The following is a 22,653-nucleotide window of genomic DNA, read 5'->3' as shown; positions in this document are numbered from 1 at the left end:
CCTAGGAATTTGTTTTTTTGTGGTAATTCATAAGAAATAATTATTACTTTTAACATAAATTGTATAGTAAATTTTTCTATACTTTTTTTATAAATTCTGTATATAACCTCACTGGCATTTCATGTTCTAATTTTATCTTAACTGTTATAGGCTTTTCACCTTCATATTCTACTACATCTCCTTTGCCTATATAAATATAAGGTTCTACAGCTCCATCAATTTCTTTATACTTTCTAACAAAAATATGTAAATTAACTTTTCTTTGCTTATTAAATATAATATTTTTACCTCTTTCTGAACTTTGAGAAGTACTGTTTGGTGTTTGCCACTGAAAATATCTTCTATCTATAAATTTATCTTTATAATTTATACTTTCCTTAATACCATCTTCCTTATGTAAATCCACAAAAAGAAAATATTCTTTTCCATTAGTTATAAGCCCACTTCCCCTAAATGAACTATGAATTTTAGTATAATTAGAAAGAAGTGCTGCATCTACCATTTGATATTGTTCATAATTTTTTAAAAATGGCATCCCATAATACTGACTTTCAAATTCTTTTTCATAGCGTATAAGTGCATAATTTATAACATCTTCAATATACATACTATATTTTTTATCATTTACTACCTTTTTAAAATTCCAAGTAGCTTTTAATACTTTACCCTCAAACTCAAAACATTTAATATTATTCTTAATTTGCCCTGAATCATAATAAGCTTGGCTTAAACATTGAAGAGAATGAATAACACTATTATCATCTACATAATCAATATACTTTAAGATTTCACTTTTAGCTTTATCTACACTTATCTCTCCATGCTTTAACATATATTTTAATATGCTAAATTCATATACTCTTTTTATAGGTAATTTACTTGAAAGCTCTTTAAGTATTTTAATAAAAACTTCATCCTCTAATAAATTTTTGAGTTTATCATCCTTCTCAATTTTAGCTACAAAACCAATATAAGTTTTTTCTTTATTTATAAATCTTAAAGGATCTGGAGCTCCATCATACTTTATATAATCCATAAGAAAATAAGGAGTTTTTAAACCATTCATTTTCTTAAATTCTAAATATTCTTCCTTTAAATACTTCATAGAATTAAAGTTTTCTTCATTTAACTGCTCTAATATTCTTTCCTGTGCTATTCTATCCATTTGAATATTAGTACATCCTGGTATATTAGCAAACTGAGTTGCAACAGCTACCTTCAAACTATCCTTATCATAATATTTAGAGCTATTTAAAGCTAACGCTATTAAAAAAGCTTTCTTATGATTTCCTATAAAATCTAAAACAGTTAAAAAAGTTTTTTCCTTATGTTTTCTAAGTCCTCTACCAAGTTGTTGTATAAATATTATAGGCGAATTAGTAGGTCTTAACATTAATACTAAATTAATAGAGGGTATATCTACACCTTCATTAAAAATATCAACTGTAAAAATAACTTCTAATTCATCATCTTCTGATTCTAACTTTTTTATATAATCAGCTCTTTCCTTTGCAGAATTTGATCCTGTTAAACATATACTTTTTATCCCTTTTTTATTAAATTCATTTGCCATATATTCAGCATGATCAACACTTGCACAAAAACCTACACACTTTAGTTTTTCTCCATCATAACCATAAAAGTTCATCTTATCTATAATAAAATCAACTCTTTCATTAACTTTTAATCTTTTGGCTATTTCATCTATATCATTTATCTTCACATCACTTAAATCAACACCATCAATATCTGTTATTCCAAAATAATGAAATGGAGTTATTAATTCAAGTTCTAAAGCTTCTCTAAGTCTCACTTCCAAAGCTACATTATTATCAAAAATATCAAAAATACTTTCACTATCACATCTCTCTGGTGTTGCAGTCATTCCAAGTAAAAATTTAGGTTTAAAATACTCCATAATTTTTTTATAAGATGGACTAGAAGCATGATGAGCCTCATCTATAATAATATATTCAAACTCATCTCTACTAAAATTCTCAAACTCACTGCTCATAGATTGTATAGTAGAAAATAAATAATCAGCTTCTAACTCTTTACTTGTCCCTGTTAAAAGACCTGTAGTTTTATTTTTATTCTTAACTAATCTTTTAAAAGTTCTCTCAGCAGATATTAAAATTTCCTCTCTATGAACTAAAAAAAGTATCTTTTTAGGTTTATAACTTAAAACATCAAAAGCTGACATGTAAGTCTTTCCTGTACCAGTTGCTGCAATAACAAGAGCTTTATCCTCACCTGAGCTTCTAATTCTATTTAAATTTTCAATAGCTCTTTTTTGCATATTATTTGGTTTAATAATCTCATAATCATTAAAATCCAAGCTTTTATTATTTTGGACTTTTCTAATTTCCTTTAAAAAACTACTATAACTTTCCAAAAATTCATTATCAACAATAGAAGTTACTTCCCATAAACTCAAATATTCCTCTAAAACTTCGCGTGTAAAACTATCATCTTTCTTAGAGATAACACTAACATTCCATTCAATATTACTTTTTAACGCTCTTTGTGTTATATTAGAAGAACCTATAATTATCTTATATTCTTCCTTGTTCTCAAAAATATAAGCCTTAGTATGAAATCCACTCTCCTTAGTGGCTATAAAAACTTTTAAATCAATATTACTAAACCTATTAATTCTCTCAAGAGCCTTAGGTTCAGTAAAATTTAAATATGTAGAAGTTAAAATTTTGCCCTTAATCCCCTTGTCCTCAAGCTCTTTAAAACTATCTAATAAAAGCTGAAGACCGCTAAAATTAATAAAAGCTACACTAAAATAAAATTTTTCACATTCACTTAAAAGTTTTTTAAGTTCATCTAAAAGATTACCTTTCTCTGAATTGACTATAAGCTTATTATTAACTAAAAATTCCTTACTCTCTATATCTTTATATTTAATATCATTAAAACTGATTTGCTCTTCTCTTACACTATTCAATTCATTAACTGTTGAATTCATATTATCCCCCATAGTTCTTATTCACCATGTTAATTTTACCAAATTATTTAATATTTTTCTATTTTAAAAATAAAATCGTCTATAAACACTTATCTTATAGACGATTCATTGGTTTCATGGTGGAGGAGAAACATGACCTTTAAAATCCACCACTTATTATTTTAAAATTCATTCATTAAAGTAATTAAGATTTTATCTACTTCATAAACTTCTTCTGTTTCAAAAATTTCCTGTAGTGTTTCTATATTCTCTTCTAAATGCTCAACATCCTTAGAATACATATGACTTATATCCACCATATCTTCTTCCGTAAGTTCTCCATTTTCTATCCATCTTACTACTGCCAATTCCTTAATCATTATTAAACTAATTATAGCTATCTTTATTTTTGCAGATACATCATAATCAAAAATAGCCTTCATAAAATATCTAAATATAAAATACACTAATATATTCTTAAACTTGTACATATTATTTTTGTAATAATAATTAAATTTCTTATGTTCATCTATATAAAATTCTCTATTCTCTTCACTTTGCCAAAAATGTCTTAATGCATTATTTAAACCTAATTGATCATTAGGTTTTATATGTTTTAAATCTATATATGTTTTAAAGTATTCATATACATTATTATATTTAGTTTCTTCATTTCCCTTATATCTATATAAATCATTTATTATTTCTTTTATAAAATTGTTTTCACTGTACTTTTCTCTAACATATTTTATTTCATCCATATCCCCTAAATCTATTTTATCTTGAATTTCTTTAACAAATTTAAGCACCACTGCTGCCTTAACTTCTAAATCTATATTAGGCATTTCTATAACATTAATGGCTATATTTCTACAAAGCAAAAAGTCTTCAAGTACATTTTCATCAATATCACTATCTTTATCCCCAACTTCATTATTTTCACTTAATTCAAATTCTGATACTTTACAATTTCTTAATATTATTCTTGCAGCCTCTGGACAAGATAATGATATTCCAATTTCTCTTAAATCCAAAAACTCTTCCATGTATCTTGGGTATTGTCTGCATACATAGCAAAGATTTTTTTCTCCAAGCTCCTTATATATTTCACAAAGATTATTTTCATTCAAAAATGAACAATTATCACCGTTTAATACAAAAACATTTTCCCCATCTTCTTGTACTATCTTACTTCTTAACATTTCTCCAAACTCACTATCTACCTTTTGATAATAATTATTAGTTTCCTCATCAATTACAATTCCCCATCCTGCACAACATGTATCTTCACACTCTGATGATATACATTTAAAATCCTTAAAATAACTTGGTACTCTTATTCTCATTTCTAGTTTCACACTTTCTATATAAATTATTACTTAATTTTACTATTTATTGATTATAACATTCTTAACTAAAAATTCAAATTTTCATTAATATTTTTATAAAAACTAAGGATAGACTAAAATAAGCCTACCCTTTAATTTTCTTTTCTTAACCTTTTAATTTTTTCTATATCTAATACTGTTTTTATTGCTATTGTTTCATCATCTAAAATATCTAATAAATTCTTTGCGACTTGCAATTTAGTTCTTTCTTCTGCTAAGCTAATCATATTAGCTCTGTAATGTAATCAAAATATATATTAGCTTCATCTATAGAATTATATATTTTTATATAAATTCTTAATAACCTCAAATGTATTCTACAAAAATAAAAAACTAATTTTAAGTTAATAGTATTATTTAGAATAAATTTCCTCTATTAAATATTAGATTTATTTTATCAATCCAATCGCCACTCCAAGAATACTACATTGATCTTCTTCAAGGATAATTGGTTCATAATCATCATTTTCAGGCATTAAGAGGATTTTTCCACCTATTGTTTTATATGTTTTTAATGTACAATTTCCCTCAATATCTACTGCAACTATTTGTCCAATATCAGCTGAATTTTGTTTATTTATAACAACATAATCTCCATCATTTATATTCTTATTTATCATTGAATCACCTTTAATCTTAAGAATATATACATCCTTAAAATTTCTAATCCATTCTGTTGGTAAATAATATTTTCCTTGTATACTATCATTGATTAATATAGGCACTCCCGCTGCTATCTCATTAAATACTGGAACAGCTCTTACACTATCAACTTTTCTTTCACATCCATTTTCCTCTATATATAATTCACCTATTGCCAATGAATCTTTTATAAATTTATGACTTATATTTCTTTTTAAATCTATATATTCAATAGTTTCTAATTCTAATGGAAGCATTGATGAATCAAACTTAGGTATATCATCTACTTCTTTTAAATCTTTATTTATTATAACTATTTCATTTCCATCAGTTGCTATTCCATATTTAGCACTTGGAGTATTAGCCATATAGCTCTTTAGTTGTGATAATGCATTCTTTATACCACTGCCCCAGCTTTTTACCTCTATCAATATATATGGACCTTTAGTATTATTCCTATAAATATCAACTGCAATATCCGCAAATTTAATTTGTGATCCTATATTTACTTTTTGTTCTATAGTAAATAAGTTTGTTGGATATCCATAAGTATCTCTTAATTCTCTAAGTACCCATTGTCTTATTTTTTCTTCTCTAGAATATATATCTGAAATCTCTTCTTTAAACAAATAATTTTCTAAACTTATTGAAGAAATTCTCTTCATATCACAATTACTTTTTATTCTTAAATACTTATAATCTATATCTTTAATAAATTTAGACGGTATACCATCTGATGTTATAAATAATTTTTCTGTAGCTCTAGTCATTCCAACATAAAGTAATTTTCTTTCTCTAGATTCTAGCATGTCCATATCTTCTTCTTCATTTCTAACTGGACATAAAGGCATTACTTTAGAATTTAATCCAGCAATTATAACAACCTTAAATTCAAGTCCTTTAATAGAATGCATAGTTACAAGCTTTACACTTTCATTTGAAAAATCAAATTCATTATTTTTATCAAATATAGAACATGTAATTTTGTGTTTTTCTAAATTTTCTTTAATTTCTTTTAATTGATTTTTTCTTCTAGAAATTATAACAATATCTTTAAGGTTATACCTTTTCATTAGATTTCTGGTTATTAAATTAGATATATAATATGATTCTTCACTTGAATTTTTAAAGTTTCTGTATACTGGATATTCACCTTGCTTGTCTATTAAATTAGGTTTAACAAAGTTATCATCTTCAATTAAATCTTCATCTGTATTAATTAAACTAAATGCAGCTTGAGCTATCTGTGTAGTTGTCCTATAATTTTTACTTAAAGAATTAGATTTTCCCTTCATATCATAACCCAAACTTGCAAATGAACGATTTTTAACAAGCCAAGCTTGAGGATATATACTTTGAGCTACATCAGAAATAAATGTTATACTAGAATATTCTTTTTCATTATATAATGCTTTTAAAAATTCCAATTGAACTCTTGTTAAATCTTGACTTTCATCTATTAAAATATGTGTATATTTCTCAAACGGATGTTTTTTAGCCTGAGATAATGCGATTAATGCCATATCTTGAAAATCTACTTTATTTGTATTTTTTAAATTTTTATTATACCTTAATAAAACTTCAAAGATTGCATTTCGTTGTTTAGAATTTTTTCTAAGTTTTTGCGGGCCATCATTATTAATTTTTCTAACTCTCCCTATTCTATCAACAGATTGATATTCTTCAAGCTCCATATAATTACAAGCTTTTATCCACATAATTTCTTCTTTTATAAATTGAAAATACTTCTGATTAATGATTTTAATATCATCAAAACTCTTGCTAACAAAATTTATTGCATCAATTAATTCATCTTGACATTCTTTTTGAAATGCAATTTCTAAATTAACATTATTATACTTTTTATATTGATTAAAATAATTAAACATTATTGAATCTATGGTTTTAATATATAACTTACTACTATTGTCTTCATCAAATATATTAAGTTGATCATTAATATTATCTTTAATGTTATCATATATAAATGAAACATATTTTTGAAGTGATTTATTATAAGTTGCCATAAGAACTCTATCATCTTTAGAGGAACAATAGTGCCTTAATAGCAATGGAATTCTATTTACAGCAACAGTAGTCTTACCTGAACCAGCTACACCCTTTATTAAAGAATGGCCATTAGGTTTACTCTGAATTATTCTTTTTTGCTCTACATTAAGTTGCATTTCATCCTCCATTTACATACTTTATTATACTTTTAATATTTATACTATATTATGTAATTATATGTAATGTTTTGAAATATTATGAATAGAAATTAAGTTACTATTGATATTATTTATAATTACTGTATTTTTACTTTTGATTATCATTTTTTTAATTTTAATATAAAAAACAATCAATTTACTTTTTTAAAATTATTGATTGTTTCTTATTTAAAATAATATTAAATTATAATAGTTTCCACATGTTTTACTTATAACAACTCTTATTTAAGTACTGAAATAGTATAACTAATTTTCTAATTGTAAGTATAATAACTTAGCTATTTCTTTAGTTTGAATTATAAAATCCACTTTACAAAAAATCATTTCATTTATTTCATGATGTAGGGGAAGCTTGACCTTTGAAATCCACTACTTTTTTAAATATATATTATTCAAGGTAATAATATATATTGAATTTTCATTAGTTATAAGTGCAAAAAAATAGACTACTATACTTAATTTATTAGAATACTAAGACAATTTTTGTTTATTATATGAAATGATTGAACTTAGTCGAAAAAAATGTTATGCTGTCAATGTTAAACTTAGTAAATTGTCTTTACTACATAAAAATCAAGTATAAAATTTCAATTGCTAAGAATATATTAAAGTGCTTATTTTTATAAGCTCTTTTTTAAGTTATAAAGAGAGGTAATAATATGATAAAAGTTGATAATTTGTCCTACTCATTTCCGCAAAAAGATTTATATAATAAGATTTCATTTACCTTAGAAGATGATCAACATTGTGCTTTTATAGGAACAAGTGGTAGTGGAAAAAGTACACTGATAGATATAATTATAGATTCAGAAAACTACATGTTCGATGGCAGCCTAAAGATAGATCCAAATTGTAAGATTGGATATGTAAGTCAATTCCCTCAACTAGACAAAACAAAAGAAACTACAGTTTTCGAATATCTATGTGAAGATTTTATTAAGCTACAAAGTGAAATAACTTCTATTTGTGCTGAAATGGAAACATCTTCTGAGATTGAACCTTTACTAGAAAAGTACCAAGAAGCTTTAGATTTACTTGATGCAACTTTTGGAGATGATTTCGAAAGTGACCTTAATAAGAAATTAAATCTTGCAAATCTAAGCAACCTTAAAGATCTAATGGTATCTGAACTTAGTGGTGGGCAATTCAAGCTTATTCAAGTGATTAAGGAAATGCTTAATAGTCCAGACTTAATGATTATGGATGAACCAGATGTGTTTTTAGACTTTGAAAACCTTAATTCTCTCAAAAATCTAATTAATTCTCACAAGGGAATAATGTTAGTTATTACGCACAACAGATATCTATTGAATCATTGCTTTAATAAAATTATTCACCTTGAAAACATGGAGCTTCAAGAGTTTGATGGAAGATATATTGATTATAACTTCACATTACTTCAAACTAAAATTGAGTTGCAGGAACTAGCTATTGCTGATGATGAAGAAATTAAGAGAAACGAGCAAATAATCAATAAACTAAGAGATAGAGCAGAAATTACAGGTGAAACTTCTGCTGGAAGATATCTAAAAGCTAGAATGAAATTTCAAGAAAGATTAGAAGCACGTAGAATTAAAACACCATTTGTAGAAATTAAACAACCTTATATTCGTTTAACTACTAATAATCAAATTGAAGAAAAAATAGCTTTAAAAATTAATGATTACAGTGTTAGCTTTGATGAGATGCTTTTAGAAAATGTTAACTTTGAGATTAAATCCAATGATAAAGTAGCTATTATCGGGTTAAACGGCACTGGGAAAACTACTTTACTAAGAGATATCTTTAAAAATAATCATCCTGCTATTGAAATAAATTCTGACATTGAAGTAGCTTATTTATCACAGCTTCAAGGGGAAGTACTAAATGAGTCTAATACAATACTTAAAGAATTCCTAGATGCAGGATTTAAAACTTATGAAGATGTTGAATCATATATTTCAAACTATGATTTTGATGAAGAAATCATTAACCAAAAGATAGAATCTTTATCTGGTGGAGAAAAGAATATACTTCAATTAGCCAAAGTTTCTGCTAGTAAATCAAACATGTTGCTTCTAGATGAACCAACAAGCCATTTAGACACCTATTCACAAATAGCACTTGAAAAAGCCATAGAAAATTATAACGGTGCGATTCTAATGATATCTCATGATTACTATTTTATAATAAACTGTGTAGATTATGTTTTACTCATTGAAGATAAGACAATTAGAAAAATGAATATGCGAAAATTTAGAAAGATGATTTATTCAAAGTATTTTGATAAAGACTATTTAGAAATTGAACAAAAGAAAAAATCAGTAGAAATGAAAATAGCCTTAGCTTTACGAAATACTGATTTTGAACGTGCAAAAACTTTATCTGAAGAGTTAGAATCGCTGATTAAGTTACTTTAAATCTTATATTTTTTTACTTAGGACGTTAGCAAAGGGGTTTAGCTATATCTAGGCGTTAATTCTTTGACGCTTACCTCTTATCAAACAAAAGCAGATAAAATTATTCTTAATAAAATCACAATTTTTATTAAAAAATCACAGGCGACTATGAAGCCGTAGATTTTTTTTACGCATCTGTCTTTTCGAACGCATGTGAGAAAAATCTGGCAGGCGAATATATTTGTTTTTTATTCTTTAGGTTTTTGTCAAATGTATTTTGTTAGCTTATTATATAAGTTATCCACAGATTTAATGTATTATAAATTCCTAAAGAATAAAAAAGCACTCCATCCGATTAAAGACATAAAAAATAACAAGTTCCCTATAATATATAGTTGAACTTGTTATTTTCATAGTTTATTTAAATAGGTTTAATGCACAATCAAAAAATGCTAGTTCAATATAATTGATATTTAATCTATTATTTTTTGATTGTGTTTAACTAGAGAACAAATTTATTAGATTTTAAAATGTGGCTTATCTAAGCATCCATCCTGAAATCACCATCATTTGAACTTCTGATGTTCCTTCATAGATTTCTGTTATCTTAGCATCACGCATCATTCTTTCAATTGGATAATCACTTGAATATCCATAGCCACCAAATAATTGCAGGCAACGATTTGTTACATCAGTAGCATTTCTAGAAGCAACCAATTTTGCCATAGCAGCTAAATGTGTATATTTTTCATTATCATCTTTTGCACATGCTGCTTGATATACTAAAAGTTTTGCAGCTTCTGTACTTGCACGCATTTGTGCAAGTTCAAATTGAGTATTTTGGAATTGTGAAATTGATTTTCCAAATTGAACACGCTCTTTAACATATTTTACTGTTTCTTCTATTGCACCTTCTGCAATACCAAGAGCTTGTGCTGCAATACCAATACGTCCTCCATCAAGAGTCGCCATTGCAATTCCAAATCCTTTACCTTCTTCTCCTAAAAGATTTTCCTTTGGAACTATGCAGTTATCAAAGAATAATTCACATGTAGAAGATGCACGAATTCCCATCTTTAATTCATGAGTTCCAACAGAAAAACCTGGGAAATCTTTTTCAACGATAAATGCTGAAATACCCTTTGTTCCCTTGCTCTTATCTGTCATAGCAAAAACAATATATATATCTGCATATCCTGCATTTGTAATGAAAATCTTGCTTCCATTTAATACATAATGGTCTCCTTCAAGTACTGCTGTTGTCTTTTGCATAGAGGCATCAGTTCCAGCAACAGGTTCTGTTAATCCAAATGCACCTAATTTTTCACCTGAAGCAAGTGGTTTTAAATATTTTACTTTTTGCTCTTCTGTACCAAAAGTATGAATTGGAGTTGCGCAAAGACTTGTATGTGCTGAAACAATAACACCTGTTGTCGCGCAACATTTAGATAATTCTTCTACACATTGTACATAACTTAATGTGTCCATTCCAGCTCCGCCGTATTCTTCAGAAAATGGAATTCCAAGTAAGCCCATTTCAGCCATTTTTGCTACATTCTCTTCTGGAAAACGCATGCTTTCATCAATTTCTTTTGCGATTGGTTTTACCTCATTTTCTGCAAACTCGCGATACATTTCTTGTAATTGTTCATGGGTTTCATCTTGTCTAAAATTCATATTAATCTCCTGCCTTCCTTTTTTCCTTTTTATAATTTGTGTGATATCAATTGTTTTTTTTTAATTCCTTTTCTTGTTTTGTGGAACATCTTTTCCTTTTTACTTTTTGTAGGATACGCTTATTTTTCTTTTTTACTTTTATGAGATATTTATATATATAAACTTTTTTATTATGAACTTAAACCTTCTATTTGGCTACATACTTTTCCTGGATTCATAATGGAATTTGGATCAAAGACTTTTTTAATGCCTTTCATTAATTCCATATTTACTTCTCCAATGCTATCTCTTAAATAGCTAACCTTTCCACTACCAATTCCATGTTCTCCTGAAACAAGGCCTCCACATTTTATTGCTTCCTCGTAAATAATCTTAAAGAATTTATCAACTCTTGTTTTAAACTCTCCTTCTTCTAAATCATTACTGCATTGGTATATGTGAAGATTTCCATCTCCTGCATGTCCAAAGCTTTTAATAGTTATTCCACACTCTTCACCAGTTTTATTTACAAATGCAAGATAAGGAGCAATTTTATTTACTGGAACTACAACATCACATTCATCTAATAATTTTGTTTCTGCCATAATGGCTTCAAGGAAACTAGAACGTGCAGCCCACGCATCCTTAATTTTTGCTGGTGTATCAGCTACAAGCACATCAATTGCTCCTGATTCTAATACTATTTCACTAGCTTGTTCTATAAGATTATTTAACTCATCTTCATTACCCGCATCAACAGTTACAAGTAAATAAGCATTTGCAGTTACTCCATCAATTACTTGTGGGAATACGCTTTTTCCAATATATCTTTCACTAGATAAAACGATTTCTCTTTCCATAAATTCTATAGCTTGCGGATTCATGTGTTCCATTTTAAATTTAGGAACAGTAGCAATACAATCATCTAAATTTTCAAAAGGTATAATTAAACTTGCAACTACCTTTGGTGCTGGCATGATTTTAAGTGTAAGTTCAGTAATAACTCCAAGGGTACCTTCTGAACCAATCATTAAATTCAAAAGACTATAACCTGAACTTGTTTTCGATACTGTAGCTCCAAAGTCTGTTACTTCACCTGTTGGAAGTACAACCTTCATTGCACGTACATAATCACGTGTTGCACCGTATTTTACCGCTCTCATTCCACCAGCATTAGTTGCAACATTTCCACCTAGGCAAGCGAATTTTTCACCTGGGTCTGGAGCATATAATAATCCTTTTTTTAAACAGTCCTCTGCAAGATCGTTTAATAAAACACCAGTCTCTACACGTACAATAAAATTCTCTAAGTCATAAGAAAGTATTTTATTCATCTTTGTAATATCAATTAAAACTCCTCCGAGTAGTGGAACTGCTCCACCTACAAGCCCCGTTCCTGCGCCTCTTGGAGTTACTGGTATTTTATTTTCATCACATATTTTTACTACCTTTGAAACTTCTTCAGTAGAATGTGCCATAAATACAACTTGTGGAGCTGCTTTCCCATAGATAGGCATTTCATCGTGACTGTAATCTTCATTTATATCTTCACCTGTTAAAATATGCCCTGGAGCTGCCTCCTGTAATTTCATGATTAATTCTTCTGTCAATTGATTATACTTAGCCATAATAATCATTTCCTTTCTAATTTATTTAGCGCCAAATTTAAATTTTTTCCTAAACTTTTACCTGACATCTTTCATACCTTATCTTTTTATACTATTTATCTCTTATCTTTTATCTCTCAATACTACTTATCTCTTACTTATTATCTCTTAACTAAATAAACGTGTGCCTATAAAACATAGGATTCCACCAATAGTTACATAGCATATATAATATTTAAATACACTTCTTAAAATTTTACTTTCCGAACCAGATTTGCCTATTGCACTTGTGCCAATTGCAATACTTTGAGGACAAATCATCTTTCCTATACCTGCTCCAAGTGTATTTGCTGCACCCATCCATGCTGCTGAAAGTCCAAGGTTTTGTGCTGTTTGTACTTGTAATCCTCCAAATAAAACACTGGTGGATGTACCTGAGCCTGTGACAAAGCCTCCAATAGATCCGATTAATGGTGAAATTAATGGATATGCTCCTCCTGTAACTACAACTAAAAGACTTGCAATATCTGAAATCATTCCACTATAGCTCATTACTTTTGCGGTTGACATAACTGCACAAATTGTTACAATCGTTTTCCAGTTTGCTTTTAATGTACCTTTTAATACATCAAACATCATTGGCACTTTTGCACCTTGTGTAAACCCTCCAATAATGGCCGCAATAAAGATAATTACACCCGGTGTGTTAATCCAACTAAAGGTTAAAGTGTTTCCTCCTTTACCTGCATATACAATTGCACTAGTTTTAAATCCTGCAATTGCATCATGAATTGGTGGGCATAATGTTGAAGTAAACATTAACATTAAAAATATTAAAATAAATGGGCACCAAGCTTTTACTGCATTACTAAATGATAAAGTTGTTTCTTCTTGTTTTTCATTAACTTGAATACAATATTCTTCTTGAGGATTTTTATTAAATATTTTTGCTGAAGCAATTGTACATATCATGCAACAAATAGATCCTACTATATTTGGTAATTCTGGTCCAAGTACTGTTGCTGTAATATAAGCAGGTATTGTAAATGATAATGAAGCAACCAAGGTAACAACAAATACCCCTTTAAGTGCCTTTATTCCCCCACCTACAATGCATACCATAATAAATGGAGTTATAAAAAAGATAAACGCTTCAATTATCGCTGTGTTTGCTGCTAGTGAGTTAGCTCCAACTTTCGTTACTGCAGAAAGTGTTACTAAAGGTATTCCAACTGATCCAAAAGCAGTTGGTGCTGTATTGGCAACTAAACATGCTAGAACTGCTGAAATTGGATTTAATCCAAGACCAGCAAGCATTGATGCTGGAATAGCAACTGCTGTACCGAATCCCGCCATTCCTTCCATGAAAATACCAAAGCCCCATCCAATAATTAATATTAATACTCTTTTATCTCTAGAAACTCCAGCCAACATTTTTTTAATGGAATCCATTGCGCCTGTACGTAAAATCAAATTATACGTAAACAAAGCTGCAACAATAACTAGACAAATTGGCCACAATGCGTTTAGTATTCCTTCTAATACTCCTGTCATAGTATAAATGACATTCAAATTCCAGAAGAAAATAGCTAAAATCATTGTAAGAACAAGTGCAGTTAAACAGGCTTTAAAACCTGGCATTTTTAATCCGCTAAGTGCAATTATAAGCCAAATAATTGGTGCTATGGCCATTAAGAATTTTAAAAACAGCATTTTCATATCCTCCTTATTTAATTCTTAAGTGGTATAATCTTTCACAAATTGGTATCACCATGGTATTATAATTATCCATCTCTCCACTTGCTAATTAATACTGTTTTAAAAATATACGAATATAATTATTTTTTATATGCTACGTTTATTATTAATTTATTTTTAATAATTCTCTAAGTGTACAAGTGTGAAATTTTATATTTAATTTCATATTCTTGTGAATTGAGATTTATTTTTAAGTTATTGCAATAGCTTTTAGTGAAATAACCCTTTATCTTAGAAAAAACTTTACTGTGCTTTTGCTTTTTTCATTTCTTCAATCATAACTGGAAGAATTTCTGCAACATTACCAACAATACTTAAGTTGGCAACTTCAAATATTGGAGCCTCTTCATCTTTATTAATTGCAACGATATAACCTGAACTTGTCATTCCAGATGTATGTTGTGTTGCTCCAGAAATACCACATGCAATATATAGTTTTGGTGCTACAATCTTTCCTGATTGTCCAACTTGATGTGCACGAGAAATCCATCCTTCCTCAATTGCGGGTCTTGTTGCACCAACTACACCGCCAAGTACACGTGCTAATTCTTCAACAAGTTTAAAATTTTCTGCATTTCCCATTCCACGTCCACCAGAAACAATAACTTCAGCTTCTTCTAAATTAACAGATTCAGAAATTTCTTTTACTACATCAACAATTTTTGTCTTAATAACATTAGCTGAAATTTCAACCTTCTTTTCTGTAACACTTGCATTTGAAGCAGCTTCTGGCTTTGGAAAGCTTCCATTTCTAACTGTAACTATAGCAGTGCCTTCTACTTCAATATGTTCCAAAATTGTGCCGCCATAAGCTGGTCTGGTATATATAACTTTATCATGGCTTTTACTAATTCCTGTTACATCACTTACACAGCCTAAACTCATTCGTCCAGCAATACGTGGTGCAATATTTTTAGCGAGTGCTGTATTAGCTAATAGAATAATATCTGGATTTTGTTCCTTAACAGTTTCTGCTAATACTTCTGTCAAAGTATCACAGCCATCCGCATTATCTGCAAAAATAACTGGAATTCCAAACGCTGCTACTGTATCTGCTAAAGCCCTGTTACCTACTACAAGAGCTGTTCCTTCTGCCTCTAATGCTTTTACTGCACTAATAAGTTCTAGGCTTCCTCCCAATACTTTTTCTCCATCTGTCTCAATAAACAATAATGCTTTCATACTTTCCTTTTCCCCCTTAATTTAGATTGCCTTATCCTTTTTCATTTGTTCCATAACAGCACTTACTGCAAGCACAGCATCTTTCTCTTTAATCTTGATACCAGCTTCTTTCTTAGAAGGTTCAACATATTGAATGCAACATACTTTTGCTTGTTTTACCTCTCCAATTTCTGCTGCTGAGTAAGTTGGAATTACTGCCTTACGACTTGCCATCTTAGTTTTAATCGTAGGGTAACGTGGATCATAATTTGGTTTACTTACTGTTACTACTGCTGGTGATTTTAAAGAAACTAAATTATATCCTTCATCAGTTTCTTGATGAACTTCCAAATCATTATCTTTTAGACCTATTTCAATTGCACTACTTACAAAACCCATTTTAAGTTTTTCAGCAAGCATTGCTCCAACCTCACCAGTAATTTCATCTGTAGATTCCTTTCCACAAAGAATTAAATCAAATTTTTTACCCTTGTCCTTTTCAATTTTATTAATAGCATCTGCCAAAACATGAGCTGTTCCAAGGGAGTCTAAATCTGCATATAAATCATCTTTTACAAAAAATGCTTCTTTAGCTCCTACAGAAAGACAATTTTTCAAGGTATTTAAAGAATCTTCTGCTCCAACTGTTAATACACTTACTTGCCCTCCATGTGCTTCAGTCAAGCGGACTGCTAGCTCTAATGCATATGTATCAAATGCATTTGCTACCAAACTCACTCCACTTAACTTGGGTTTTTTAGCTTCCTTATCCAAATGAATTTCAACAGAGTCATCTGGAACTTGTTTTACACATAACATAATTTCCATGTTTTTTCTCCCCTTTACCATTTACATTAATTTAATGATGTTAACAATTTTATTAACATTCTTTTCCTAGATTTAATATATTCCTATGATCAAAGATAATTTTCCTCCTATAAATTCATGCATACTCATCATACCAATCATAAATAGGTCTGACCAATTTATGATTTCATTATATCTCCTCAAATACTGATTGTAAACAATTGTTAATAATTTAACAGTAAATGTTTACATTGGTAATTTTCTCTGTTATAAAAAGTTATATATATAAGTACTTAAATGAATTTTTACATCATTGATTTAAAGTAATTTTTTTCTTAATATCCTTATTTTTGTATTTATTGTTAAATTATTAACATGCTCATATCAAAAAAATATTTAGATTATTAACATGACATGACTTGCATTAATAATCTAAATTTAATTAATTAATCTTATCTGCTATCTATTTTTTTTGTAAAACATGCCATTAAAAAATATTTTATCCTTTAGAATTGTTATCTTAGTTCCATACTCATTGGTGGTTTTTTTAGATCTTCCGCCACTAGCTGGAATTTTATAAAGATTTTCATTGTCTGAATAATTTACATAATACACATATTCTTTGCTTGCATTTATAAATGTAGCTTTGTTATTAGATTAGCAAGTTCAGTCATTCTTCCTTCACAAAGACCCCCGGGGGTCTTTGGCTTTAAAAGATAGGATCTTTATCTGGTGGAGAAAAAAATATGCTTCAATTAGCTAAAATTTCTGCTAGTAATGCAAACTTGTTGCTTCTTGATGAACCTACAAGTCATTTAGATACATATTCGCAAATAGCACTTGAAAAAGCCATAAAAAATTATGGCGGTGCGATTCTGATGATTTCCCATGATTACTATTCTATAGTAAACTGTGTGGATTTTGTTTTAATCATTGAAGATAAGACAATTAGAAAAATGAGTATGCGAAAATTTAGAAAGATGATTTATGCAAATCATTTTAACAAAGATTATTTAGAAATTGAACAAAATAAAAAATTAGTTGAAACAAATATAGAATTAGCTTTAAAAGATAATGATTTTATCACTGCAAAAGATTTATCTGAAGAGTTGGAAAAGTTGATTAAGTTACTCCAAATTCAGTTAGTAGCACAAGGTTGTAATGTCATCAAGCTAAGAATGCGTTAAATTGATAAAAAAACTTAATATTTTTAAAAATCGCCCTAATAATCCTGACCTACGGACAGTTATTTGTAATAAATTTTAATAAAACCATAATAATTGATTAAATTGATTATTATGGTTTTCCATTTACTCTTATAATGAGATTTTATTATATAACTGAATTAATATGTAAATGAATAATTAAAACTATTCAAGTGTATTATGTCAATGGGATTTTTAAACATTAATTTTCATAAAGTGTAAAGCAAAATTTTAGATAATATTCATTTCTATTTGAATAATAACATCTTTTAAACCATTTTAATCCAGATCTAAATAAGCTATAAATTCTTACTTTTTTACCATTTAAATTTTTAACAACTCCAATAATAGTGTTATTTTTATCTTTACCACAAGAAATTCCTAATGTTATTATGAAGCAATAAGCTATTGAAATACAAAAATAAAGCATCTTTATATATTGAATATTCATGCTCCAAGTAGATTCTAAATTAAAACCACCACTTTTAAAGTCTTTAAACATTTCTTCAATTTGAAATCTCTTTTTATATTCTCTTATTGCAAGAGATTTTTCTAAATTATGTGCTATAAACCAAGTTTCTTCCGCGTCTTTTGCTTTGCAAACGGATAAATTGCAATTATAATTTTGAGCAGTTAATTTTATATTATAAAAGTTTTTTCCTTTATTACTTAATGGTTTTATATCTTCTAATTTCTTTATTTTAGATTTTCCTTTTATGGTTACACCTAAATCTTTAGTGCATCTAATACAATATTTCCACTTAAGCTCTTCATCTATAAATTTAAATAAATCTACACTAAAAATCATTTTATTTATTTTATGGTGAATGTGAAGTACAACCTTGAAAATCCACCTTATATAAACACTTTAGCATTTATAAATTTTTACGTAAATCTTAAACATATTATTTTGACACTCTGCATAAATTTCTCCATTATGAAGTTCTACTACATTCTTCGAAATAGCTAATCCAAGACCAGAACCACTGACCTTAGAATTTCTTGATTTATCACTTCTATAAAACCTATCAAAAATCTTCAATATATCTTCTGAAATATCGCTCTCCACTTCATTTTCAAATAAAATAGTTATATATTCATGACTTTCTGTTAAATTTATACTTATATCTGTACCTTCTACCCCATACTTAACTGCATTTAATAATAGATTTTCAAAAACTCTTCCTAGTTTGCTTGAATCAACATTTAAAATTATTTTAGAAACATCATATTTCTTTTTTAAATTCATATTTCTTTTTTGAGCTTCAATAAATAATTCTCCTATGCTTTGCTCTAGTATCTCAACTACATTGACTTCACTCTTATTTAAAGATATTCCTCCAGATTCTAACTTTGAATATTCAAATAAATCTTCTATAAGCTGTTTTAACTTATAAGCTTTTTCTATAGATATAGCAGTATACTTCTTTTTATTTTCCTTTGTAGTTTTTTCGTCCTCTACAAGCTGCATATAAGCTATAAGTGAAGTTAATGGTGTTCTTAAATCATGAGAGACATTAGTTATAAGTTCTGTTTTAAACTTTTCCTGAGCTCTTTCCTTCTCAATATTTTCTTTAAGTTTTATTGCCATATTATTCATACTTTGTGCTAAAAATTCTAATTCATCATTGCCTTTTTTCTCTATTCTATAATCTAAATTTCCACTTGAAAATTCTATTGCACCATTTGCTATTGTTTTAATGTACCTTACCTTTCTATTTGTTAAAAAGAATGTCAAAAGCATAGCTAAAATAGCTGGTGTCATTAAAATACATAAAAGTTCCTTATCATTTAAACCTAAATACCAAGGATTATATTTTCTATATATAAGTAGTTTCTGATCTTTATTATCTATTGTAATATCATAAATCTGATAAAAGTTTCCATCTTCATATTCTCTATGAAACCATTTATCCAATTTTTCCATATCAAATTTATTTTCTTTAATATTTCTAGATTTCAATAATATTGTTCCTTCTGTATCTATAACTGCCGCACTTACATTATTTAATTCCGCAACATTGTTTAAATATTCCTGACATGAATCATCATTTCTATTTACAAATTTCTCTGCATCAACAAAAGCACGGTTAAAAGCATTAACCACAGTATATGGATTTTCTATATAAACTGAATATAATATTGCACTAATCCCACTCAATATTATAATAAAACTTATTACATTCATTAATATGGATTTAATATTTAAACTACTTGAATTTCTTATTATTTTATTTTTCAAATATTCCACCTCTTATTTATCCATCTTATATCCAACACCCCATACCAACTTTATATATTTAGGTTCTTTAGGATTAATCTCTATCTTTTCTCTTATATTTCTAATATGAACTGCTACAGTGTTATCTGAATTTATAAATGGTTCATCCCATACTTTTTCATATATCTGTTCTGTACTTAGTACTCTTCCTTGACTTAATGCTAGAACAGTTAATATATCAAATTCTCTTGGAGTTAATCTAATAAATTTATCATCTACGAATACTTCCCTTGTAGCTGTATTTATTATAAGGCCATCTATACATATTTCATCACTATTTTCTTCTCTTGGTTCATTAAAACTTGTGTTTCTTCTTATTTGAGATTTTACTCTTGCCACAAGTTCTAAAGGATTAAATGGTTTTACAACATAATCATCTGCACCAATATTTAATCCCAAAATCTTGTCACTATCCTCACTTTTGGCTGACAGAATTATTATAGGCAGCTTTTTTTCTTCTCTTATTTTCATACATGTCCTAATGCCATCTAATTTAGGCATCATTACATCTAAAATTATTAAATCTATATATCTATTCTTCAATTTTTCTAAAGCTTCTAAACCATCACAAGCTGTAATTACCTCAAATCCTTCATTTATTAAATAAATTTCAATAACTTCTCTTATATCTTTTTCGTCATCTACTACTAATATTATTTGTTTCTTTTCCATTTCTAAATCCCTGCCTTTTCTTAGCTTTGAATCTTTAGACACAATTAGAAAAATAATAAACTAATATGATTACATCATTAATCTATTATTTTTTATCTGTCTTGAACTTACATATTCTATTATAAGTATAACCACCTGAAAAAATAATCATTAATGGCATAATAGGATATGCATATCTACTACATGTAAAATACGGTAGATACACTGCATTCATAATTATTATACTTAAAATAATTACCTGTTTTTCTAAAGTCCAGTTTCTTGCTTTAATAGTGTTTTTAATACCAATAATCGCTGTTATTAATATAAAATAATGTTCTATAAACGCTAATAAATAATTTATTCCAATATACTTATTCCAATAAAAAGGTTCATACCAAAAATAAAATGTCTTTCCTAAGGTATACCAATAAGCAAATTTGAGCGGCGCTTGTATCCCATATATCTTTAATCTTTCTATCCCCATATCTATTTCATATTGGTCTTTTTGTATCAAATTTTCACTTTTTTTATAATCTATTCCCCATCCATAACTTTGATCATAATTAACAAAAGTTCCTTGTAAAAAAGGGTTACCACTAGACTTTGTAAATGGTATGAACATATTAAAATCCTTATAATTTCTTATCCACCAAGGTGACATTATTATACAGAATATAACCAATACTATACTAGCATATTTAACTACGTCCTTAAGCTTATATTTATTTTTAATCCAAACTATAACTATTACCAATGGATATACTGCTATTGTAGGTTTAAATAAACATCCTAAGCTCCAAACTATCCCTGCAGCTACATAATACTTTACCTTTCCAGTTTTAAGTGCATAAATACTTACATATATAAGAAGTAATACTAAAAATTTAAATGTAACTTCCATAAGTATAAGATTAGATGAATATATCTCAACAATATAAATTGAATCAATTATACATGCTACTAGTGCTACCTTACTATTAAAAATTTTCCTTCCAATTAGAAATATTAAATTTAAACTACCTACTTGTAAAATAACTTGAAATATTCTAAATACTACAATAGCTTGAAATTTACCAAATACTATTACAAATGATGATAATATAAATGTGAGTCCAGGCATTATATATACTGTAGGCTGACTTATATCTTCATATGAAAATATTCTATTTTCAACTAAGTTCCAAGCACTTCTTATATATTTTACATCATCATTATCAAACTGTTCTAAACTTCCAAGTAATGTTGAATTACCATATTTAAAAATTGATATTAAAGATACTATTACAAATATCGTCTCTAATAAAATAAGCCATAATTTTATTTTTTTGCCTTCTTTAAAAATATCAAACATATCTTTCTCCTATCTCAAACTAATAATAAATGCTCCAATAATTATAAAGACTACCCCCAAGCCTTTGTTAAATGTAAAAGACTCCTTAAGTATTAAGGTTCCAGCTACAATTCCAACTACATAACATAAACTCTGAAGCGGATACACTCTACTGAGTTCTGCTTTCGATAATATATAAATCCAAATAACTGTAGCAAATACATATATAATTGCGCCACCTATTATGTAAGGATTAAAAATCATATTAATAATTCCTTGAACTGATAAATTAAACACAATTTTACTTGTTCCAATTTTCCATAGAACTTGACCACAAACTAGCATTATTATATTAATTAATAACAACACATATATCATTTGTTTTTCTGCTCCTTTATAAACTGCCAAATCACAGCATTTTCCTGAATTAATCTTACTAACTTTTTCTTTGTTTTAGATATTTCAATAATTAAATATACAGTTATAAAAATTGATATTGTAATTAATACTTCAAATACACCCATAACTTACTCTCCTCACTAAGCACGTAAAAAATCTAATAAATCAAATATGTAATATTAACTTGTTATTTTCTTAAGCGT

16 protein-coding genes and 2 pseudogenes are annotated in these 22,653 nt (G+C 27.9%); 2 read left to right on the top strand and 16 right to left on the bottom strand.

From position 1 onward, the window contains the following. Positions 1-76: 76 nt before the first annotated feature. The 4 genes from ACYUET_RS02090 to ACYUET_RS02075 form a co-directional block, all read right to left on the bottom strand. The gene (locus ACYUET_RS02090; protein ID WP_460277532.1) at positions 77-2,977 is read right to left on the bottom strand and encodes a DEAD/DEAH box helicase; all 2,901 of its coding nucleotides are present in this window, start codon (positions 2,975-2,977) and stop codon (positions 77-79) included. A 161-nt stretch (positions 2,978-3,138) separates the two neighbouring features. Next, the gene (gene fliB / locus ACYUET_RS02085) at positions 3,139-4,302 is read right to left on the bottom strand and encodes a flagellin lysine-N-methylase (RefSeq protein WP_460277530.1); all 1,164 of its coding nucleotides are present in this window, start codon (positions 4,300-4,302) and stop codon (positions 3,139-3,141) included. A 134-nt stretch (positions 4,303-4,436) separates the two neighbouring features. Then, entirely contained in the window at positions 4,437-4,571 is a 135-nt protein-coding gene (locus ACYUET_RS02080) for a hypothetical protein (RefSeq protein WP_460277528.1), read from the bottom strand. A 162-nt stretch (positions 4,572-4,733) separates the two neighbouring features. Continuing rightward, on the bottom strand, positions 4,734-7,172 hold the full coding sequence (locus ACYUET_RS02075) for a S24 family peptidase (RefSeq protein WP_460277527.1): 2,439 nt from the start codon (positions 7,170-7,172) through the stop codon (positions 4,734-4,736). Positions 7,173-7,873: 701 nt separating this feature from the next. Here ACYUET_RS02075 and ACYUET_RS02070 point away from each other — a divergent pair. Then, on the top strand, positions 7,874-9,613 hold the full coding sequence (locus tag ACYUET_RS02070) for an ABC-F family ATP-binding cassette domain-containing protein (protein WP_460277526.1): 1,740 nt from the start codon (positions 7,874-7,876) through the stop codon (positions 9,611-9,613). Positions 9,614-10,129: 516 nt separating this feature from the next. Here the strand turns inward: ACYUET_RS02070 and ACYUET_RS02065 are convergent. From ACYUET_RS02065 to ACYUET_RS02040, 6 genes and pseudogenes are all read right to left on the bottom strand, one after another. After that, the gene (locus tag ACYUET_RS02065) at positions 10,130-11,269 is read right to left on the bottom strand and encodes an acyl-CoA dehydrogenase (RefSeq protein WP_460277525.1); all 1,140 of its coding nucleotides are present in this window, start codon (positions 11,267-11,269) and stop codon (positions 10,130-10,132) included. 170 nt (positions 11,270-11,439) lie between these two features. Beyond that, on the bottom strand, positions 11,440-12,876 hold the full coding sequence (locus ACYUET_RS02060) for an FAD-binding oxidoreductase (RefSeq protein ID WP_460277524.1): 1,437 nt from the start codon (positions 12,874-12,876) through the stop codon (positions 11,440-11,442). Positions 12,877-13,023: 147 nt separating this feature from the next. Beyond that, positions 13,024-14,568, bottom strand: coding sequence for an L-lactate permease (locus ACYUET_RS02055; RefSeq protein WP_460277523.1), 1,545 nt, complete (start codon positions 14,566-14,568; stop codon positions 13,024-13,026). A 288-nt stretch (positions 14,569-14,856) separates the two neighbouring features. Further along, the gene (locus ACYUET_RS02050; protein WP_460277522.1) at positions 14,857-15,795 is read right to left on the bottom strand and encodes an electron transfer flavoprotein subunit alpha/FixB family protein; all 939 of its coding nucleotides are present in this window, start codon (positions 15,793-15,795) and stop codon (positions 14,857-14,859) included. Between the two features lie 21 nt (positions 15,796-15,816). Continuing rightward, the gene (locus ACYUET_RS02045; RefSeq protein ID WP_460277521.1) at positions 15,817-16,602 is read right to left on the bottom strand and encodes an electron transfer flavoprotein subunit beta/FixA family protein; all 786 of its coding nucleotides are present in this window, start codon (positions 16,600-16,602) and stop codon (positions 15,817-15,819) included. 438 nt (positions 16,603-17,040) lie between these two features. Beyond that, positions 17,041-17,220: pseudogene (locus tag ACYUET_RS02040) on the bottom strand (DUF5050 domain-containing protein); the annotation flags it as partial. A gap of 74 nt (positions 17,221-17,294) precedes the next feature. Between ACYUET_RS02040 and ACYUET_RS02035 the strand changes: the two are divergent. Further along, positions 17,295-17,768, top strand: a pseudogene (locus ACYUET_RS02035) (ATP-binding cassette domain-containing protein); the annotation flags it as partial. A gap of 220 nt (positions 17,769-17,988) precedes the next feature. Here the strand turns inward: ACYUET_RS02035 and ACYUET_RS02030 are convergent. The 6 genes from ACYUET_RS02030 to ACYUET_RS02005 all read right to left on the bottom strand — a co-directional run bounded on the left by ACYUET_RS02030 (position 17,989) and on the right by ACYUET_RS02005 (position 22,575). After that, positions 17,989-18,594, bottom strand: a complete 606-nt coding sequence (locus ACYUET_RS02030; RefSeq protein ID WP_460277520.1) for a transposase family protein — start codon at positions 18,592-18,594, stop codon at positions 17,989-17,991. Between the two features lie 60 nt (positions 18,595-18,654). Beyond that, entirely contained in the window at positions 18,655-20,028 is a 1,374-nt protein-coding gene (locus tag ACYUET_RS02025; protein ID WP_460277518.1) for a sensor histidine kinase, read from the bottom strand. 12 nt (positions 20,029-20,040) lie between these two features. After that, positions 20,041-20,739: a response regulator transcription factor gene (locus tag ACYUET_RS02020; protein WP_460277516.1), complete on the bottom strand. Its 699-nt coding sequence runs from the start codon at positions 20,737-20,739 to the stop codon at positions 20,041-20,043. A gap of 85 nt (positions 20,740-20,824) precedes the next feature. Further along, entirely contained in the window at positions 20,825-22,072 is a 1,248-nt protein-coding gene (locus ACYUET_RS02015; protein WP_460277515.1) for an ArnT family glycosyltransferase, read from the bottom strand. 9 nt (positions 22,073-22,081) lie between these two features. Then, the gene (locus ACYUET_RS02010) at positions 22,082-22,459 is read right to left on the bottom strand and encodes an EamA family transporter (protein ID WP_460277514.1); all 378 of its coding nucleotides are present in this window, start codon (positions 22,457-22,459) and stop codon (positions 22,082-22,084) included. Further along, a complete protein-coding gene (locus ACYUET_RS02005) occupies positions 22,426-22,575 on the bottom strand; it encodes a hypothetical protein (protein ID WP_460277512.1) in 150 nt (49 codons plus the stop codon). The genes ACYUET_RS02010 and ACYUET_RS02005 overlap by 34 nt, the downstream gene beginning before the upstream one ends. Positions 22,576-22,653: the final 78 nt, after the last annotated feature.

The sequence above is a fragment of the Clostridium sp. CTA-5 genome (assembly GCF_054768135.1).
Note: the sequence above shows the minus strand (reverse complement) of the source record. Positions and strands in the feature narration are given on the sequence as shown.

Bases quoted from the DNA above. Each gene is read 5' to 3' on its own strand.
- ACYUET_RS02090 (WP_460277532.1), bottom strand. From the start codon at position 2,977: ATGAATTCAACAGTTAATGAATTGAATAGTGTAAGAGAAGAGCAAATC.
- fliB (WP_460277530.1), bottom strand. From the start codon at position 4,302: ATGAGAATAAGAGTACCAAGTTATTTTAAGGATTTTAAATGTATATCA.
- ACYUET_RS02080 (WP_460277528.1), bottom strand. From the start codon at position 4,571: ATGATTAGCTTAGCAGAAGAAAGAACTAAATTGCAAGTCGCAAAGAAT.
- ACYUET_RS02075 (WP_460277527.1), bottom strand. From the start codon at position 7,172: ATGCAACTTAATGTAGAGCAAAAAAGAATAATTCAGAGTAAACCTAAT.
- ACYUET_RS02070 (WP_460277526.1), top strand. From the start codon at position 7,874: ATGATAAAAGTTGATAATTTGTCCTACTCATTTCCGCAAAAAGATTTA.
- ACYUET_RS02065 (WP_460277525.1), bottom strand. From the start codon at position 11,269: ATGAATTTTAGACAAGATGAAACCCATGAACAATTACAAGAAATGTAT.
- ACYUET_RS02060 (WP_460277524.1), bottom strand. From the start codon at position 12,876: ATGGCTAAGTATAATCAATTGACAGAAGAATTAATCATGAAATTACAG.
- ACYUET_RS02055 (WP_460277523.1), bottom strand. From the start codon at position 14,568: ATGCTGTTTTTAAAATTCTTAATGGCCATAGCACCAATTATTTGGCTT.
- ACYUET_RS02050 (WP_460277522.1), bottom strand. From the start codon at position 15,795: ATGAAAGCATTATTGTTTATTGAGACAGATGGAGAAAAAGTATTGGGA.
- ACYUET_RS02045 (WP_460277521.1), bottom strand. From the start codon at position 16,602: ATGGAAATTATGTTATGTGTAAAACAAGTTCCAGATGACTCTGTTGAA.
- ACYUET_RS02030 (WP_460277520.1), bottom strand. From the start codon at position 18,594: ATGATTTTTAGTGTAGATTTATTTAAATTTATAGATGAAGAGCTTAAG.
- ACYUET_RS02020 (WP_460277516.1), bottom strand. From the start codon at position 20,739: ATGGAAAAGAAACAAATAATATTAGTAGTAGATGACGAAAAAGATATA.
- ACYUET_RS02015 (WP_460277515.1), bottom strand. From the start codon at position 22,072: ATGTTTGATATTTTTAAAGAAGGCAAAAAAATAAAATTATGGCTTATT.
- ACYUET_RS02005 (WP_460277512.1), bottom strand. From the start codon at position 22,575: ATGGGTGTATTTGAAGTATTAATTACAATATCAATTTTTATAACTGTA.